Origin of the sequence: Enterobacter sp. 342, assembly GCF_036663495.1 — a bacterium.
Classification (GTDB): Bacteria; Pseudomonadota; Gammaproteobacteria; order Enterobacterales; family Enterobacteriaceae; genus Enterobacter.
On the sequence record NZ_JAWUEI010000018.1, the window covers coordinates 77710 to 94735 of the forward strand.

Annotated in this window: 18 protein-coding genes; 8 read left to right on the top strand and 10 right to left on the bottom strand. The window is 52.2% G+C overall.

Features of this window, described 5'->3' with window-relative positions:
- Positions 1-68: 68 nt before the first annotated feature.
- From rseC to rseD, 5 genes are read right to left on the bottom strand one after another with little or no spacing between them, the layout of a single operon-like run.
- The gene (rseC, locus tag V6E55_RS15475; RefSeq protein WP_316943270.1) at positions 69-545 is read right to left on the bottom strand and encodes a SoxR-reducing system protein RseC; all 477 of its coding nucleotides are present in this window, start codon (positions 543-545) and stop codon (positions 69-71) included.
- Positions 542-1495, bottom strand: coding sequence for a sigma-E factor regulatory protein RseB (rseB, locus tag V6E55_RS15480; protein WP_129995171.1), 954 nt, complete (start codon positions 1493-1495; stop codon positions 542-544). The genes rseC and rseB overlap by 4 nt, the downstream gene beginning before the upstream one ends.
- Positions 1495-2145: an anti-sigma-E factor RseA gene (gene rseA, locus V6E55_RS15485; protein ID WP_014832926.1), complete on the bottom strand. Its 651-nt coding sequence runs from the start codon at positions 2143-2145 to the stop codon at positions 1495-1497. The genes rseB and rseA overlap by 1 nt, the downstream gene beginning before the upstream one ends.
- A 31-nt stretch (positions 2146-2176) precedes the next feature.
- Positions 2177-2752, bottom strand: coding sequence for an RNA polymerase sigma factor RpoE (rpoE, locus tag V6E55_RS15490; protein ID WP_006176728.1), 576 nt, complete (start codon positions 2750-2752; stop codon positions 2177-2179).
- On the bottom strand, positions 2749-2832 hold the full coding sequence (gene rseD / locus V6E55_RS25860; RefSeq protein ID WP_223605340.1) for a rpoE leader peptide RseD: 84 nt from the start codon (positions 2830-2832) through the stop codon (positions 2749-2751). The genes rpoE and rseD overlap by 4 nt, the downstream gene beginning before the upstream one ends.
- 344 nt (positions 2833-3176) lie before the next feature.
- On the opposite strand from rseD, the gene nadB reads away from it, so the two are divergent.
- The gene (gene nadB / locus V6E55_RS15495) at positions 3177-4796 is read left to right on the top strand and encodes an L-aspartate oxidase (protein WP_129995170.1); all 1620 of its coding nucleotides are present in this window, start codon (positions 3177-3179) and stop codon (positions 4794-4796) included.
- Here nadB and trmN read toward each other — a convergent pair.
- Positions 4781-5518, bottom strand: a complete 738-nt coding sequence (gene trmN / locus V6E55_RS15500; RefSeq protein WP_114977476.1) for a tRNA(1)(Val) (adenine(37)-N(6))-methyltransferase TrmN — start codon at positions 5516-5518, stop codon at positions 4781-4783. The two genes, nadB and trmN, sit on opposite strands and share 16 nt — an antisense overlap.
- Before the next feature lie 132 nt (positions 5519-5650).
- Here trmN and srmB point away from each other — a divergent pair, with 132 nt between their 5' ends.
- Complete coding sequence (srmB, locus tag V6E55_RS15505) at positions 5651-6979, top strand: ATP-dependent RNA helicase SrmB (protein ID WP_041908660.1); 1329 nt, start codon at positions 5651-5653, stop codon at positions 6977-6979.
- A 56-nt stretch (positions 6980-7035) separates the two neighbouring features.
- Here srmB and grcA read toward each other — a convergent pair whose 3' ends face one another.
- Positions 7036-7419 (bottom strand): autonomous glycyl radical cofactor GrcA, encoded by a 384-nt coding sequence (grcA, locus tag V6E55_RS15510; RefSeq protein ID WP_008502190.1) that lies wholly within the window; start codon positions 7417-7419, stop codon positions 7036-7038.
- Positions 7420-7732: 313 nt separating this feature from the next.
- Here grcA and ung point away from each other — a divergent pair, with 313 nt between their 5' ends.
- Positions 7733-8422 (top strand): uracil-DNA glycosylase, encoded by a 690-nt coding sequence (gene ung / locus V6E55_RS15515; protein ID WP_316943273.1) that lies wholly within the window; start codon positions 7733-7735, stop codon positions 8420-8422.
- Between the two features lie 48 nt (positions 8423-8470).
- On the opposite strand, the gene V6E55_RS15520 is transcribed toward ung, so the two are convergent.
- Entirely contained in the window at positions 8471-9571 is a 1101-nt protein-coding gene (locus V6E55_RS15520; protein ID WP_028016051.1) for a tRNA/rRNA methyltransferase, read from the bottom strand.
- Positions 9572-9774: 203 nt separating this feature from the next.
- Here V6E55_RS15520 and trxC point away from each other — a divergent pair, with 203 nt between their 5' ends.
- The 5 genes from trxC to V6E55_RS15550 all read left to right on the top strand — a co-directional run bounded on the left by trxC (position 9775) and on the right by V6E55_RS15550 (position 15496).
- Positions 9775-10194 (top strand): thioredoxin TrxC, encoded by a 420-nt coding sequence (trxC, locus tag V6E55_RS15525; protein ID WP_028016050.1) that lies wholly within the window; start codon positions 9775-9777, stop codon positions 10192-10194.
- 69 nt (positions 10195-10263) lie between these two features.
- Complete coding sequence (tapT, locus tag V6E55_RS15530; RefSeq protein WP_316943274.1) at positions 10264-10962, top strand: tRNA-uridine aminocarboxypropyltransferase; 699 nt, start codon at positions 10264-10266, stop codon at positions 10960-10962.
- Between the two features lie 35 nt (positions 10963-10997).
- Positions 10998-13661, top strand: a complete 2664-nt coding sequence (locus V6E55_RS15535; protein WP_316943275.1) for a bifunctional acetate--CoA ligase family protein/GNAT family N-acetyltransferase — start codon at positions 10998-11000, stop codon at positions 13659-13661.
- 110 nt (positions 13662-13771) lie between these two features.
- Positions 13772-15127, top strand: a complete 1356-nt coding sequence (gene pssA / locus V6E55_RS15545) for a CDP-diacylglycerol--serine O-phosphatidyltransferase (RefSeq protein WP_028016047.1) — start codon at positions 13772-13774, stop codon at positions 15125-15127.
- Between the two features lie 45 nt (positions 15128-15172).
- Positions 15173-15496 carry a YfiM family lipoprotein gene (locus V6E55_RS15550; RefSeq protein ID WP_316943276.1) on the top strand — a complete coding sequence of 108 codons (324 nt, stop codon included), beginning with the start codon at positions 15173-15175 and terminating at the stop codon, positions 15494-15496.
- Here the strand turns inward: V6E55_RS15550 and V6E55_RS15555 are convergent.
- A complete protein-coding gene (locus tag V6E55_RS15555; RefSeq protein WP_316943277.1) occupies positions 15493-16788 on the bottom strand; it encodes an MFS transporter in 1296 nt (431 codons plus the stop codon). The genes V6E55_RS15550 and V6E55_RS15555 overlap by 4 nt on opposite strands.
- A gap of 47 nt (positions 16789-16835) precedes the next feature.
- The coding region (locus V6E55_RS15560; RefSeq protein WP_316943278.1) for a hypothetical protein at positions 16836-17026 on the bottom strand (191 nt) is incomplete at its 5' end.

A 17026-nucleotide genomic window follows, 5' to 3' on the forward strand; every position in this document is an offset into this window, starting at 1 on the left:
AGACAGGTATAGCGTGAAGAAAGGACGTTTTCTGTTTTAGGACGTAAATAATGATAAAGCCCGATGGATCACCGGGCCTCAGAAGAGAGCGTCTCAACACGAAGCTGGTCTGGCGCCAGCCCAACGCTGAGAATGACAGGCTGCCACTCTTCGCGGGCAGCAAGCTTCGTAGAGAAACCTTTAGCAAGCCAGAATCCTCCTGCGCCACCTAACGCGGCGCCGCACATGGCGGCCACATCAGTACTAAACAACGTCTGAAATATGCCGCCCATGATAAACAGTCCGACCAGCGGGGAGAGATAAACCAACATGGCCGAACTGAGCAGGCTGCCTTCCGCAATCCCCAACTCCACCTTCTGTCCCGCCATCAACGGCTGTTCGCTTGGCACAGAAATCGTGTGCGACGTTTGTGGCCCGAGCTTATTCAGCACGCGACTGCCGCAGCCGGCTCTGGATGCGCAACTATTACATGATGCTTTGACATCGCAGCTCACCAGCGCAATGCCGTTCTGCCACGATACAACCGTAGCCCACTCTTTAATCATTGTGCGGCCCTGAATTTTATGCTGTCAGAAATGCGTTTTGCCGTCTGCGGAGGTAACTCACCCACAATTGTGATCTCTGCATTATCGCGTACCGTGGTGCTGACAGTACGACGTCCGGTACGAAGCATTTGTTCAGAACTGTTTGCCGTTGCGCGGTTGATATTCACCGAGAAGCTGAATAATCCATCGGAATAAAGACGCGATTCAACGGGAGTCTCAATGGTTGGCAGCTGACGACGACTACTTGAGACTTCACTAAACCCTTGTGGGATCCAGGAAGGTACCCAGTTGAAATTAACGGAGTCACCCGCCGGAACAGAAAGCAGTGGCGGCAGACTGGCTTTAGCCAGATTCTGCATGCTGTTTCCAACCTGATTGTTCACATCGAAGGAGATAACGCGGAACTGTTCCAGCGTTTCACCGTCACGGTCAAGCAGGTCTACACGCATCGGAAGTTTGGTTTCTGCGTCAATCCAGACGATATAGCTGTAGCGTGTTCCGTCCCGGGCAACAACGCGGATCACCTCGCACAATCTGTCCGCAATGCGCGTACGCCCTACCGAAATAAAATCGTAATAAGGGGCAAGCCGCTTAAAGTCGGTGTAAATAAGTGACGGCAGAGAATCAACGATATAGTCGCCATTCAGCGTGAAAGGCTCCAGACCAGGTTCGAAATAACTGATTTCGTTACCACGCTGAACAACTTCCCGACGCGGGCCATCCATCTGTAAAAGCTGGGCGAGCGGCTGGTTATCAAGACGGGCATGTCGATAGCGTAACGACTCGACGCCCTGCTTATTGATGCTGATAAATGCCAACTCATAATTGAGTGACTGGCTAGCCTGATTCATTTGCTGCAACAACGCCCCGGATGAAACATCAGCCGAGGCGTTGGCAGAGAAGAACAGGCTACCCGCCATCAGAGACATGGCGAACCAAAGTTGCTTCATTACTGCGATTGCGTTCCTAAAGTTTGGTTTCCGGGCACCTGCACAGCAGCTTGCTGTGTTTGTGCCTGCTCAAACTGAAGCTGTTCAGAGTGCAGACGACGCTGCAACTCATAATCCTGCAACATCGCATTAATGCGACGGCGCTGCTCCTGAACCTGCTGTTGCTGACCGCCGCTGGCGGAGGCATCAGCCGGTACACCCAGACTCACCGGGCTGGCTTTGCCCATCATCGGCAGTGTGTTAAACACTGGCGCTTCTGGCTGCTGATTAGTTTCAGACTGAGTATTATAGTGCTGGACGCCAACGATAACTGCAAGCGATACACATGCAGCCACCCCCATTTGGGTGAGCTGGCTAGCCCATGGACGCACCTTCTGCCAGAACGGCATTTTCTGCCACTGGTGAGGCGCTGGTTGAGCTTCAGGAATCAGCGGAGTGGTCTGATGAACAGGCTCATTCTCAATGGCCGCCATCACGCGGGCTGAGATATCGAAATGGAGAACCTCGCCGGTGTCACCACGAAGAGTGTCACGGATGAGATGGTAACTCTCCCAGGTCTCTTGCATTTCGGGAGAATGAGACAGCTCGTTGAGCAGCTCACTATCCAGCGTTTCACCATCCATTAAAGCGGAAAGTTTTTCTTTCTGCATGCCTAATACCTTTTCCAGTATCCCGCTATCGTCAACGCCTGATAAGCGGTTGAACTTTATTATCAATAGCTTCTCGCGCACGGAAAATTCGTGAACGTACCGTACCGACCGGACAATCCATGATAGCGGCTATCTCTTCATAGCTCAGACCATCCAGCTCCCGTAACGTAATTGCCATGCGTAAATCTTCCGGGAGCGACTCGATCGTGCGAAAAACGATTTGTCTCAGTTCTTCTGACAACATTAAGTTCTCAGGGTTCGAAATTTCTTTCAATGCGCCGCCACTTTCGAAGTTTTCGGCGTCGATTGCGTCCACATCACTTGAAGGTGGACGACGTCCCTGAGCGACCAGATAATTCTTTGCCGTATTGACTGCAATACGGTACAGCCAGGTATAAAAAGCACTATCCCCCCGGAAAGAATCCAGCGCGCGATAGGCCTTGATAAAAGACTCTTGTACTACATCAGGCACATCACCTGACGGTACATAACGGGAAACCAGGCTCGCCACTTTATGCTGGTAGCGCACCACCAGTAAGTTAAAGGCTTTCTGATCTCCCTTCTGGACCCGTTCAACCAGGACCTGGTCCGTTAACTGCTCGCTCATCCGAGGTAATGTCTCCCCAAACCTAAATTCCACGCGTTATCGAAACGCCACTCTAGAAATACCGCACTTTGAGCAAGCACCGAATTAGAGTGTCTGATCTTCAATAAGTTCCGTAACGCCTTTGTTTTTGTTCATCGCGCCGCAGACTGTTCATTTTCTCTCATTATAAGTCTGTTCACGATACGCACCACTTTCTGACAAGAAACATCTTTTTTCCCGCCAGAAGAGTAACGCAACCCAGGCTTTATTTCACCACAAAATCTGACACTAACGATCTGCTTCGCAAAATAATTTCATTCATTTACCTCCTGTTTACGCCACCTTACGAGTTTAGTCATTGCAACAGCCTTTAAAAAAAACGTGCGATATCTCGCATTCAGGTGCTATTCTGACCAAACACTGTTTAGTAAATTAAACAAAAATCATGAACACAACACCTGAACTTCATTGTGATGTACTGATCATCGGCAGCGGTGCTGCCGGTCTCTCTCTGGCGCTGCGTCTGGCCGAGCATCAGAACGTTATTGTTCTGAGTAAAGGGCCGATAAGTGAAGGTTCCACATTTTATGCCCAGGGCGGTATTGCCGCTGTGTTTGACGAGACAGACAGCATTGCATCACACGTTGAAGATACGTTGATTGCCGGCGCCGGGATCGTGGATACGCATGCCGCAGAGTTTGTCGCCAGTAATGCCCGTCATTGCGTTCAATGGCTCATCGACCAGGGGGTATTATTTGATACCCAGGTTCAGCCCAATGGCGAAGAGAGCTATCACCTTACTCGAGAAGGAGGTCATAGCCACCGTCGCATCCTGCACGCCGCGGATGCCACAGGTAAAGAGGTTGAAACTACGCTGGTCAGTAAGGCTCTTAGTCATCCTAATATTCGGGTCCTTGAGCGGAGTAATGCCGTTGACCTGATTATTTCCGACAAAATTGGTTTGCCCGGCACACGTCGTGTCGTGGGTGCCTGGGTCTGGAATCGTAATAAAGAGAAAGTTGAAACTTGTCAGGCGAAGGCTGTCGTACTGGCTACAGGCGGCGCCTCCAAGGTGTATCAGTACACCACCAACCCGGACATTGCCTCCGGAGACGGTATCGCTATGGCCTGGCGCGCCGGTTGCCGCGTGGCGAACCTCGAATTTAACCAGTTTCACCCGACCGCATTGTTCCACCCTCAGGCACGCAACTTCCTGCTCACGGAAGCGCTGCGCGGAGAAGGTGCTTATCTGAAACGCCCTGACGGCTCACGCTTTATGCCGGACTTTGATGCCAGAGGTGAACTCGCGCCACGTGACATCGTTGCCCGAGCCATCGACCATGAAATGAAACGTCTTGGCGTGGACTGTATGTATCTCGATATCAGCCATAAGCCCGCAGAGTTCATTCGCCAGCACTTCCCGATGATTTACGAAAAGCTGCTGAATCTGGGCATTGATTTGACCCGTGATCCGGTGCCCATTGTACCTGCCGCCCACTATACCTGTGGTGGCGTAATGGTTGACGATCATGGACGTACGGATGTAGATGGCCTGTATGCTATCGGTGAGGTCAGCTATACCGGACTTCACGGTGCGAACCGTATGGCCTCTAACTCACTGCTTGAATGTCTGGTGTACGGCTGGTCAGCGGCGGAAGATATCACAAAACGCATGCCTTACGCCCGCGAGACAGAGCACCTGCCTGCCTGGGATGAAAGCCGCGTTGATAACCCGGACGAATTGGTCGTGATCCAGCACAACTGGCATGAGCTACGGCTGTTTATGTGGGACTACGTAGGGATTGTGCGCACAACCAAACGACTTGAGCGCGCATTGCGCCGGATCACTATGCTCCAGCAGGAAATTGATGAGTATTATGCCAATTTCCGCGTATCTAATAATTTGCTGGAGTTGCGCAATCTGGTTCAGGTAGCCGAACTGATTGTACGCTGCGCGATGATGCGTAAAGAGAGCCGCGGGCTGCACTATACCCTGGATTACCCGGATCAGCTTGCTGAATCCGGCCCGTCGATACTCGCCCCGCAGGTTTACATAAACAGATAAAACGCCTGGGTCAGAGCAGTGTAATCTTCGGAATAACGCTGGTCTGGCCCACGGATCACCATTCGGTCATTAAAACATTCACCTTCTTTTGGTGATAACGCCAGCAGTACACGGTGCGGCAGTCGACCTTCCGTATCCGAAATATCAGTACGCAGACGTAGCGTCCAGCCAATCTCCTGGGCGATACCAATGAATGTATTGCCCGTACTCTCAGGCAGAACGACACAGAAAAAACCTTCTTCGGAGATGAGTTCTGCTGCACTGGTGAGTAGCGCTTTATGGTTGAGGGAGCCGGTATAACGGGCCTGTTCACGCTCCGGTGAACCGCACTCAACGCCGGGCTCGTAGTAGGGAGGGTTGCTGAGGATCAGATCGTAACGCGCGGTTTGTTCAGGCGCCCAGGTCAGCACATCTGCGCATTCCACTTTCATCCGTTCAGCCCAGGGTGATTCGGCCGCATTTTCACGCGCCTGCTCTGCGGCCTGCGCATCCAGTTCAACCGCATCAATCGTGACATGCTCTTCCGTACGCTGCGCCAGCATCAACGCCACCAGCCCGCTGCCGGTACCGATATCAAGAATACGCTTAACACCTGCGACAGGTGCCCAGGCTCCCAGTAAGATACCGTCAGTACCGACTTTCATGGCACAGCGATCGTGAGCGACAAAAAATTGTTTAAATGTAAAACCATCGCGGCGCAACTGCGCTTTGAGTTGAGACATGTCAGGGCAACCTTCTAAGTGAAACTGGAGTAGCATAGGGGAAAGCGAGGTGACCGAAAAGCGATATCCATACAAACAGATGAAGATTACAGCCGTAACGTCTATAATCAGCGCCCCACACAGAGGTAGAACATGACTGTAACGACTTTTTCCGAACTTGAACTCGATGAAAGCCTGCTCAATGCTCTTGAGAGCAAAGGCTTTACACGCCCGACCGCCATTCAGGCAGCGGCCATTCCGCCTGCGCTTGAGGGCCGCGATGTGCTCGGTTCTGCGCCAACCGGCACGGGGAAGACAGCAGCCTATTTGCTGCCTGTGTTGCAGCATCTGCTCGATTTTCCACGTAAAAAATCAGGCCCGCCGCGTATTTTAATCCTGACGCCTACGCGCGAGCTGGCAATGCAGGTTGCCGATCACGCACGCGAACTCGCAGCGAATACACATCTGGATATCGCCACCATCACCGGCGGCGTTGCGTATATGAACCACGCCGAAGTGTTCAGCGAAAACCAGGACATCGTCGTCGCAACGACTGGCCGTCTGCTGCAGTATATTAAAGAAGAGAACTTTGACTGCCGCGCCGTGGAAACACTGATTCTGGACGAAGCCGATCGCATGCTGGACATGGGCTTTGCCCAGGATATCGAACACATCGCGGGTGAGACGCGCTGGCGTAACCAGACGATGCTGTTCTCCGCTACCCTCGAAGGGGATGCGATCAAAGATTTCGCAGAGCGTCTGCTGGAAGATCCGGTAGAAGTCTCTGCCACGCCGTCCACGCGCGAGCGCAAGAAGATCCATCAGTGGTATTACCGTGCAGACAACCTTGAGCACAAGGTTGAGTTGCTCAAGCACCTGCTGAAGCAGGAAGATGCCACCCGCACTATCGTTTTTGTGCGTAAGCGCGAACGTGTGCATGAGCTGGCTGAAATGCTGCGCAATGCCGGGATCAATAACTGCTATCTTGAAGGCGAGATGGCACAGATCAAACGTACCGAAGGCATTAAGCGCCTGACCGATGGCCGCGTTAACGTGCTGGTTGCGACTGACGTTGCCGCACGCGGGATCGACATCCCGGACGTCAGCCACGTCATTAACTTCGATATGCCGCGCAGCGGAGATACCTACCTGCACCGAATTGGCCGTACCGGCCGCGCGGGCCGTAAAGGTATTGCTATTTCACTGGTCGAAGCACATGACTACCTGTTGCTGCAGAAAATTGGCCGCTATGTGGATGAGCCATTGAAAGCGCGCGTTATTGATGGCCTGCGCCCGACAACACGTGCGCCGAGTGAAAAAATGACGGGTAAACCGTCCAAGAAAGCACTCGCGAAACGTGCTGAGCGAAAAGAGAAAGAAAAAGAGAAGCCACGCGTGAAGCAGCGTCACCGCGATACCAAAAACATTGGTAAGCGCCGTAAGCCAAGCGCTGCCGCGCAGGAAACGAAGACCGAAGAGTAATAAAAAGCCGGGGAAAATCCCCGGCTTTTTTTATTCTGCCCCAATGGCTGAAACCATTACAGGCTTTCAGTAAAGGTACGAGCGATAACGTCGCGCTGTTGTTCTGGAGTCAGAGAGTTGAAACGTACCGCATAACCAGAAACGCGGATGGTCAACTGAGGATACTTCTCCGGATGCTCAACCGCGTCCATCAGTGTTTCACGACGCAGCACGTTAACGTTCAGGTGCTGACCACCTTCCACACGCACTTCCGGTTTCACTTCCATTGGGATTTCACGGTATTCAATTTCGCCCAGCTTGCTCACTGGAACGATTTCATCTTCAGCAAAACCTGCTTTCGCGACGACACAGCGTGCTTCGTTTTTCTCGCTGTCCAGCAGCCAGAAAGAGTTGAGCAGATCGTCATTTGCAGCTTTAGTAATCTGGATACCTGTAATCATGTATTGCCTCCCTTAGGCTACATTAACTGATGCCGGCCTTTTCAGGCCAATTGGTAAAACCAATGTTTCTTGTGTGTATATATATCATTCGCACCCCGGCGATTTATTGATTTAAATCAACAAAAACACCAACCACACAAAGAGTGCGGTCTGGATTTATTGTTTTAGATCAATTTCATTACCTTACCAATTCAATATTACCTGCATCATTTCAAAATAAATTGAGGGACTTACGGTCAATTTCTGCCTGTAATTTTGCACCCAGGAATTTAACGGGTAAGCTAGGCGCAGATGAGATTCGCAGGAGAGCGAGATGACGACACCTTTAACATGGCACGACGTGCTGGCCGAAGAAAAACAGCAGCCCTATTTTATTAATACTCTCAGCACCGTTGCGACAGAGCGGCAATCTGGCCAGACGATTTATCCGCCACAGAAAGATGTTTTCAACGCATTTCGCTATACCGAATTAAGCGATGTCAAAGTCGTTATCCTCGGACAGGATCCTTACCATGGCCCAGGGCAGGCGCACGGGCTGGCATTCTCTGTACGCCCGGGCGTGGCTATCCCCCCTTCACTGCTGAATATGTACAAAGAGCTTGAGGGAACGCTGCCCGGGTTTACCCGCCCTACTCACGGTTACCTGGAAAGCTGGGCGCGCCAGGGCGTGCTGTTATTGAATACGGTGCTTACAGTACGGGCAGGTCAGGCGCACTCACACGCAAGCCTGGGCTGGGAAACGTTTACAGACAAAGCCATTAGCCTGATCAACGAGCATCGTGAAGGCGTGGTATTTTTACTCTGGGGTTCTCACGCGCAGAAGAAAGGGGCGATTATCGACCGGCAGCGTCATCACGTGTTGAAGGCGCCGCACCCGTCACCGCTGTCTGCCCATCGGGGTTTTTTTGGCAGTAATCATTTTGTTCTGGCGAATGAATGGCTGGAAAAACGTGGCGAAACGCCAATTGACTGGATGCCTGTATTACCGGCAGAGAGCGAGTAGTTTGAGTTTGTATGCCCGGTTCACCGGGCATACAAAAAGCATGCAGTCTTACGCCTTGTTCTGGCGCCACCACTCGGCCAGCAATACGCCAGTCGCAACGGATACGTTCAGACTTTCCACATTGCCTGTCCCGTCGATAGAGACACTTAGATCCGCACTGGAGAGCGCTGCGTCTGACAGACCATCGCGCTCCTGACCCAGCACCAGCACCATTTTACGCGGCAGCGTCGCTTTAAACAGTGGCGTACCGGCATGGCTCGAGGTGGTCACGATGGAATAGCCTGCTTTACGGAACTGCTCAATAGCATCCAGAACGCTATCACCGGTGATCGGCTGAACGTGCTCAGCACCACCTTCTGCAGTACGGATCGCCGCACCTGATTCCAGCAGTGCAGCATCCTGCAACAGCACGCCTTTCACGCCGAAATGCGCGCAGCTACGCATCATCGCACCCAGGTTATGCGGGTTGCCCACATCTTCCAGCGCCAGCACGCAGTCATCAGCCTCTGCCTGGCTGACCCATTGCTGAACGGTAGTGCCGTTACGTTTTTTGATCAGGAAGCAAACACCACCGTGGTGTTCGGTACCGGACGCTTTGGTCAGCTCGGCATCATCTACCACGTGATAGGCTTTACGGTTTGCGGCCATCCAGCGCAGCGCTTCTTTAAAGCGTGGGGTCACACTCTGAATAAACCAGGCGCGGACGATGCACTCAGGACGGCTCTGGAACAGAGCCTGGCAGGCATTCTCGCCATACACGCGAGTCTCTTCAGCCCGCTGACGACGCAGCACTTCCGGGTCGATAAAGCTTTTACCGCTGATACCACCGTGATCGGCTTTTTCTGGCGTCTCATCGCCAGGCGCGCGAGAAACGGTACGCCACGGGGATGAGTTATCACGTGAGAAGTCATCACGTGGACGGTCATCACGTTTGCGATCGTCACGCTTACGGTCATCACGTTTGCGGTCATCACCGCGGTTATTTCTGTCATCGCGGGCGGGGCGACGGCCACCGTCTGCACGAGAAGACGCCGGACGCCCGCCACCTTTTCCGGTACGCGGATTTTGGGTGCGTTTATCAGAGTCATCATCACTGCGGACATACATCACTTTGACCTTGCCGCTTTTGTTTTTCATTTCGTCGTTCATGCTTTTCTCCACCAGCGCTGCGCGAAGCGCGCAGATTACCCGATGTGCCAGCGCATAGCCATAATTTCGTACAAAAGCCTGTGACTATTGTTCTCATTGAATAAAACGCATTGTTGTTTCAAACAGGCTCATTGATAATATGTAACATATTAGAAACATTATCGGCGTTTGCCGCTGTCCCACGGCTCTATCAGAGGTTAGTTATGAATACCGTATGTGCCAACTGTCAGGCTCTCAATCGCATTCCGGATGATCGAATTGAAGATGGTGCGAAATGCGGGCGTTGTGGCCATGAATTGTTTGATGGCGATGTCATTAACGCAACGGGTGCTACGCTGGACAAACTCCTCAAGGATGATCTTCCTGTAGTAGTCGACTTCTGGGCGCCATGGTGCGGCCCATGCCGTAGCTTCGCACCGATCTTCGAAGATGTGGCAGAAGAGCGTAACGGGAAAATGCGGTTCGTTAAGGTCAATACCGAAGCTGAACCCGAACTGAGCGCACGTTTTCGTATACGCAGCATCCCGACCATTATGATTTTCAAAAAGGGTGAAGTGATCGATATGCTCAACGGTGCGGTTCCAAAAGCACCTTTTGAAAGCTGGTTAAACGAGTCGCTGTAACATTCACGGGGCACATCTTGTGCCCCGTTCCCGCCTCTGCGAAAATAGGGTTTTCCCTGCATTTCGCCCATGACTGATAACGCTGTTCTTCAATTACGTGCCGAACGCCTTGCGCGCTCAACGCGTCCCTTTCTTGCCCGTGGCAATCGAATCCGTCGTTGCCAGCGATGCCTGCTGCCGCTAAAGGTTTGCCTGTGTGAGACACTGGCCCCGAGTACAGCGGAGAGCCGTTTTTGTCTGGTTATGTTCGATACCGAGCCGATGAAACCCAGTAATACGGGCCGCCTGATTGCCGATATTCTGCCTGATACCACTGCGTTTCAGTGGTCGCGCACGGAGCCACCACAGGCCCTGCTCGACGCAGTGACAAACCCGGACTATCAGCCCATGGTCGTTTTCCCGGCCTCTTATGCAGGCACCGATCGTCAAGTGCTTTCGGCTCCACCATCCGGTAAACCGCCCCTGTTTATTATGCTGGATGGCACCTGGACCGAAGCACGAAAAATGTTTCGTAAAAGTCCTTATCTTGACGCACTGCCGGTGATTTCTGTCGATCTTTCCCGGGTCTCCGCCTACCGCCTGCGTGAAGCGCATGCCGACGGGCAATACTGCACTGCCGAAGTGGCCATTGCGCTTCTGGATTTAGCAGGTGATACCGCAGCGGCAGGCGCCCTGGGCAACCATTTCTCCCGCTTTCGCGAGCGCTATCTGGCGGGAAAAACCGTTCATAAGGGCAGTGTCACAGCAACAGAGACAGAAAGCGTTTAAAATCATCAGGTCGCTTGCATTCACAGGAGGCCTGCATGAGCCAGAGAGGGTTAGAAGCGCTATTACGTCCTAAATCCATTGCCGTTATCGGTGCCTCAATGAAACCGGATCGTGCAGGCTATCTGATGATGCGCAACCTGCTAGCCGGAGGGTTTAACGGCCCTGTTATGCCCGTGACACCTGCCTACAAGGCAGTTCAGGGAGTACTTGCCTGGCCGGATGTGCAGAGCCTGCCTTTCGTACCCGATCTTGCCGTATTGTGTACCAATGCGAAACGAAATCCGGAACTGCTGGAATCACTCGGTAAAAAAGGGTGTAAAACCTGCATAATTCTCTCGTCTCCACCTGAACAACAACCAGAGCTGCTGGCATGCGCTAGTCGTTATCAAATGCGCATCCTTGGGCCAAACAGTCTTGGCCTGCTCGCCCCCTGGCAGGGGCTGAATGCCAGCTTCTCCCCTGTACCAATCCGTAAAGGTAAACTCGCGTTTATCTCGCAATCGGCGGCGGTATCGAACACCATCCTCGACTGGGCTCAGCAGCGTGAAATGGGGTTCTCCTACTTCATTGCCCTGGGTGACAGCCTGGATATTGACGTTGATGAGCTCCTTGATTTTCTGGCTCGCGACAGTAAAACCAGCGCAATCCTGCTTTACCTTGAGCACCTCAGCGATGCCCGTCGTTTTGTATCGGCTTCACGAAGCGCCTCGCGCAATAAACCGATCCTGGTGATCAAAAGTGGGCGTAGCCCTGCAGCCCAGCGACTTCTGCAGTCGCATTCCGGTATGGATCCTGCCTGGGACGCTGCCATTCAACGTGCGGGTTTACTGCGCGTACAGGATACACACGAGCTTTTTTCCGCCGTCGAGACGCTAAGCCATATGCGCCCATTGCGTGGTGAGAAGTTAATGATTGTCAGTAACGGTGCCGCCCCTGCTGCACTCGCGCTGGATGAACTGTGGCGGCGCTTCGGTAAGCTGGCAACGCTGGGTGAAGAGACGCTGCATCGTCTGAGAGAAGCTCTCCCGACGAGTGTGACGCCTGACAACCCGCTTGACTTACGTGATGACGCCAACAGCGATCGCTATATCAAGGCCATCTCGATTTTGCTGGATAGCCAGGATTTCGACGCACTGATGATTATCCACTCCCCCAGCGCGGCCGCTCCGGGTAGTGAAAGTGCGCGTGCACTCATTGATACCGTGCGCAATCATCCACGTGGCAAATATGTCACTTTACTGACCAACTGGTGCGGTGAGTTTTCCTCTCAGGAGGCGCGCCGCTTGTTTAGTGAAGCTGGTCTGCCAACCTATCGTACTCCGGAAGGCACCATCACTGCATTTATGCATATGGTCGAGTATCGCCGTAACCAGAAACAGTTACGCGAAACCCCGGCGTTGCCCGGTAATTTGACGGCGAACACCGTCGACGTTCACCGTCTTTTGCAACAGGCTATTGAAGAGGGTGCGACGACGCTTGATACGCATGAAGTTCAGCCCATTCTCGGTAGTTACGGAATGCAAACCCTGCCCACCTGGATTGCCAGTGACAGTGCTGAAGCTGTGCATATTGCCGAACAAATTGGCTATCCGGTTGCCCTTAAGTTGCGTTCACCGGATATCCCGCATAAGTCTGATATTCAGGGGGTGATGTTATACCTGCGTACGGCAACGGAGGTTCAGCAAGCAGCAGATGCTATTTTCGACCGGGTCAAAATGGCCTGGCCGCAGGCAAGGATCCACGGGTTGCTGGTACAAAGTATGGCTAACCGCGCAGGTGCTCAGGAGCTACGGGTGGTGGTTGAACACGATCCCGTGTTTGGTCCGCTCATCATGCTGGGAGAAGGCGGCGTTGAGTGGCGTCCGGCAGAACAGGCAGTGGTCGCGTTGCCTCCGCTGAACATGAACCTGGCGCGTTATCTGATCATTCAGGCTATAAAAAGCAGAAAGATCCGTGGCCGCAGTGCGTTGCGTCCGCTTGATATTGCCGGATTAAGTCAATTCCTGGTGCAGGTGTCTAACCTGATAGTTGATTGTGCAGAGATCCAGCGGCTGGATATCCATCCCCTTCTCGCCTCCGGTAATGAGTTTACGGCACTGGACGTGACGCTGGATATCGCGCCATTCGAAGGTGACAGAGAGAGCCGTCTGGCGATCCGTCCTTACCCGCTGCAACTGGAAGAGTGGGTAGAGATGAAAAATGGGGAACGGGCATTGTTCCGCCCAATTCTGCCAGAAGATGAGCCGCAGTTACGGGCTTTTATCTCTCAGGTCACGAAAGAGGATCTTTACTATCGCTATTTTAGTGAAATCAACGAATTTACCCACGATGATTTAGCCAATATGACCCAGATCGACTACGATCGAGAAATGGCTTTTGTCGCCATTCGTCGTTCCGATAAGTGTGATGAGATCCTTGGCGTAACGCGTGCTATTTCTGATCCGGATAATGTTGATGCGGAGTTTGCTGTGTTGGTGCGCTCTGATCTAAAAGGCCTGGGTCTGGGGAGACGACTGCTGGAAAAACTCATCAGTTATACGCGAGATCACGGATTGTTACGCCTGAATGGCATTACTATGCCTAACAATCGCGGTATGGTGACCCTGGCGCGAAAACTTGGATTTGATGTTGATATTCAACTGGACGAAGGTATTGTTGCCTTGTCCCTCAACCTGACATCAGCAGATAAACACGAGTAAGCTACTGGAAATGTTACCCACTTTGGACGGGACTGGTGGTATCATTGTCCGCTTATGTTGTTTGCATGGTACAGACAACCCTTCAATGAACAGAGAAGAAACGCACTGTGATGTTGTCAAAATTTAAGCGTAATAAACATCAACAACACCTTGCTCAACTACCGAAGATTTCTCAGTCAGTTGATGATGTAGAGTTCTTTTACGCTCCCGCTCATTTTCGGGAGACGCTTCTGGAAAAGATTGCCAGTGCCACGCGACGCATTTGCATTGTGGCACTGTATCTGGAACAAGATGAAGGCGGGCGCGGGATCCTGAACGCGCTCTATGAAGCCAAACGTCAACGTCCTGAACTTGATGTTCGCGTGCTGGTTGACTGGCATCGCGCTCAGCGTGGTCGTATTGGCGCTGCCGCTTCAAACACCAATGCTGACTGGTATTGCCGCATGGCGCAGGAGAATCCTGGCGTCGATGTTCCTGTTTATGGTGTGCCTGTTAATACCCGCGAAGCGCTCGGCGTCCTTCATTTCAAGGGTTTCATCATTGATGACAGCGTACTTTACAGTGGTGCTAGTCTGAATGATGTTTACCTCCATCAGCTCGATAAATATCGCTACGACCGCTACCATCTGATTCGTAATCCTCAGATGGCTGATATCATGTTTAACTGGGTTGATAAAAATCTGGTTCATGGCCGTGGTGTAAATCGCCTTGACGATCCAGAGCGCCCTAAGAGCCCGGAAATCAAAAATGATGTTCGTGCATTCCGCCAGGAACTGCGCGATGCGGTCTATCATTTCCAGGGCGATGCAAACAACGAAGAGTTATCCGTTACCCCGCTGGTAGGGCTCGGCAAATCAAGCCTGCTAAATAAAACGATCTTCCATCTGATGCCGTGTGCAGAGCAGAAACTCACCATCTGTACACCGTACTTCAACCTTCCTGCCGTGCTGGTGCGTAATATCATTCAGCTGCTGCGCGATGGTAAAAAAGTGGAAATCATCGTTGGGGATAAAACGGCTAACGACTTCTTTATTCCTGAAGATCAGCCGTTCAAAATTATCGGTGCGCTACCTTACCTCTATGAGATTAACCTGCGCCGTTTCCTGAGTCGTTTACAGTATTACGTAAACACTGACCAGTTGGTTGTGCGTCTGTGGAAAGATGAAGACAACACCTACCATCTCAAAGGAATGTGGGTCGACGATGAGTGGATGCTGCTGACCGGTAACAACCTGAACCCGCGCGCATGGCGACTGGATCTGGAAAACGCTATCCTGATCCATGACCCGCAACATGAGTTAGCTGCAAAACGTGAGCGTGAGCTGGAGCTGATTCGCACACATACCACTGTGGTTAATCATTATCGCGAATTGCAGAGCATTGCCGATTATCCGGTGAAAGTCCGCAAGCTTATCCGCCGTTTACGTCGTATCCGTATCGACCGACTTATCAGCCGTATTCTGTAATGTCCAGGCCCTGCCACTCGCAGGGCTTTTTTATGGGGCCCGTTGATGCGTATTCCTCTGTTTCTGAGCGTCTTCTTTCTGAGTGGCTGTAGCCACATGGCAAACGATAGCTGGTCCGGTCAGGATAAAGCCCAACATTTCCTCGCTTCCGCGATGTTGTCCGCAGCCGGTAATGAATATGCTCAACATCAAGGGTATAGCCAGGATCGTAGCGCGGCGATAGGGTTGATGTTCTCAGTAGGTCTTGGGGCATCTAAAGAATTGTGGGATAGCCGCCCCGCTGGGAGCGGCTGGAGCTGGAAGGATTTCGCCTGGGATGTTGCCGGTGCAACGACCGGTTATGCCGTGTGGCAGATGGCGCACTATTAAAGCCGGATGCCTTTCCCTTTGCGATGAAGCATCAGGGATACGATAAATGCCAGCGCCCCCATTGCAGAGACGTACCAGAAGAATGTTGTTTCACTTCCCCATGATTTAAGAGACAACGCAACATACTCCGCAGATCCGCCAAACAACGCATTGGCTACCGCATAAGAGAGCCCTACTCCTAAAGCACGTACCTGCGCCGGGAACATTTCGGCTTTCAGTATCCCGCTGATTGAGGTATAGAAACTAACAATCACCATCGCCAGCATAACCAGCGCAAATGCTGCATACGGCGAGGAGACATGCTGAAGCGCAGTCAAAACCGGAACGGTACAGAGCGCAGACAATCCGCCAAAAATGAGCATCGAGGTACGCCGGCCAATTTTGTCCGAGAGCGCACCAACAATCGGCTGTATGAGCATAAAGACAAAGAGCGCTATAGTCATGACGACGCTGGCGACGTTGGCGTGCATTCCGGTGGTATTCACCAGGTACTTTTGCATATAGGTGGTGAAAGTATAGAAACTGAGAGAGCCACCCGCAGTAAAGCCCAGCACCATCAGGAAAGCTTTGCGGTTACGCCATAACCCTTTGAAGGTCCCGGCTTCCTTCAGCGTCCTGACCTCTTTCTGAGAGGTTTCATCCAACTGCCGGCGTAACCAAAGTGCGACAACTGCCAGTACTGCGCCCATTGCGAAAGGAATTCGCCATCCCCAGGCGTGAAGTTGTTCGTCCGTCAGAATCTGCTGCAGAATAACCACCACAAGAATGGCCAAAAGTTGACCACCAATAAGCGTGACATACTGGAAGGAGGCGTAAAATCCTTTACGACCTTCCAGAGCAATCTCACTCATGTAGGTCGCACTGGTGCCGTATTCGCCCCCCACCGATAACCCCTGGAATAAACGGGCCAGCAAAAGTAGCGCGGGAGCCCAGGTCCCAATGGATTCATATCCTGGCAGGCAGGCGATCACCAGAGAGCCAAAGCACATCATACAAACCGAGATAAGCATTGAGGCCTTACGTCCGCGATGATCCGCAATGCGGCCGAATAACCAGCCCCCGATCGGTCGCATCAGGAATCCTGCAGCAAAAACCCCTGCCGTTTGTAGAAGCTGCGTCGTGGTGTTGCCGGAGGGAAAGAAAATATGTGCGAAGTAGAGTGAACAGAATGAGTAGACGTAAAAGTCGAACCATTCAACCAGATTCCCTGAAGAGGCACTGATAATTGCCCATACCCTTCTTCGGGTATCACTGGTAGCCAGCGTCCCGTTTGATGCAATGCTTTCTGTCATTGTGATTATGCTCCTGCCATAAACTGCGGCGTATTGAGTCAGCAAACTCAATTACCTCGTAAATGAAATGTTATAATTTTGTTATAAATAACATTGAGACAGCGATCACACATTCCATTAGCAGGATAAGGGATTAAGAGAAAGGCCAGATTAAGAAAAGACAAAGCAAAAAACCCCGCACCTTTCGGTACGGGGTTCTTCTTGATTGATGCCTGGCAGTTCCCTACTCTCACATGGG

Excerpts from the sequence above, each read along its gene's own strand:
- rseC (WP_316943270.1), bottom strand. The coding sequence starts at position 545 with ATGATTAAAGAGTGGGCTACGGTTGTATCGTGGCAGAACGGCATTGCG.
- rseB (WP_129995171.1), bottom strand. The coding sequence starts at position 1,495 with ATGAAGCAACTTTGGTTCGCCATGTCTCTGATGGCGGGTAGCCTGTTC.
- rseA (WP_014832926.1), bottom strand. The coding sequence starts at position 2,145 with ATGCAGAAAGAAAAACTTTCCGCTTTAATGGATGGTGAAACGCTGGAT.
- rpoE (WP_006176728.1), bottom strand. The coding sequence starts at position 2,752 with ATGAGCGAGCAGTTAACGGACCAGGTCCTGGTTGAACGGGTCCAGAAG.
- nadB (WP_129995170.1), top strand. The coding sequence starts at position 3,177 with ATGAACACAACACCTGAACTTCATTGTGATGTACTGATCATCGGCAGC.
- trmN (WP_114977476.1), bottom strand. The coding sequence starts at position 5,518 with ATGTCTCAACTCAAAGCGCAGTTGCGCCGCGATGGTTTTACATTTAAA.
- srmB (WP_041908660.1), top strand. The coding sequence starts at position 5,651 with ATGACTGTAACGACTTTTTCCGAACTTGAACTCGATGAAAGCCTGCTC.
- grcA (WP_008502190.1), bottom strand. The coding sequence starts at position 7,419 with ATGATTACAGGTATCCAGATTACTAAAGCTGCAAATGACGATCTGCTC.
- ung (WP_316943273.1), top strand. The coding sequence starts at position 7,733 with ATGACGACACCTTTAACATGGCACGACGTGCTGGCCGAAGAAAAACAG.
- V6E55_RS15520 (WP_028016051.1), bottom strand. The coding sequence starts at position 9,571 with ATGAACGACGAAATGAAAAACAAAAGCGGCAAGGTCAAAGTGATGTAT.
- trxC (WP_028016050.1), top strand. The coding sequence starts at position 9,775 with ATGAATACCGTATGTGCCAACTGTCAGGCTCTCAATCGCATTCCGGAT.
- tapT (WP_316943274.1), top strand. The coding sequence starts at position 10,264 with ATGACTGATAACGCTGTTCTTCAATTACGTGCCGAACGCCTTGCGCGC.
- V6E55_RS15535 (WP_316943275.1), top strand. The coding sequence starts at position 10,998 with ATGAGCCAGAGAGGGTTAGAAGCGCTATTACGTCCTAAATCCATTGCC.
- pssA (WP_028016047.1), top strand. The coding sequence starts at position 13,772 with ATGTTGTCAAAATTTAAGCGTAATAAACATCAACAACACCTTGCTCAA.
- V6E55_RS15550 (WP_316943276.1), top strand. The coding sequence starts at position 15,173 with ATGCGTATTCCTCTGTTTCTGAGCGTCTTCTTTCTGAGTGGCTGTAGC.
- V6E55_RS15555 (WP_316943277.1), bottom strand. The coding sequence starts at position 16,788 with ATGACAGAAAGCATTGCATCAAACGGGACGCTGGCTACCAGTGATACC.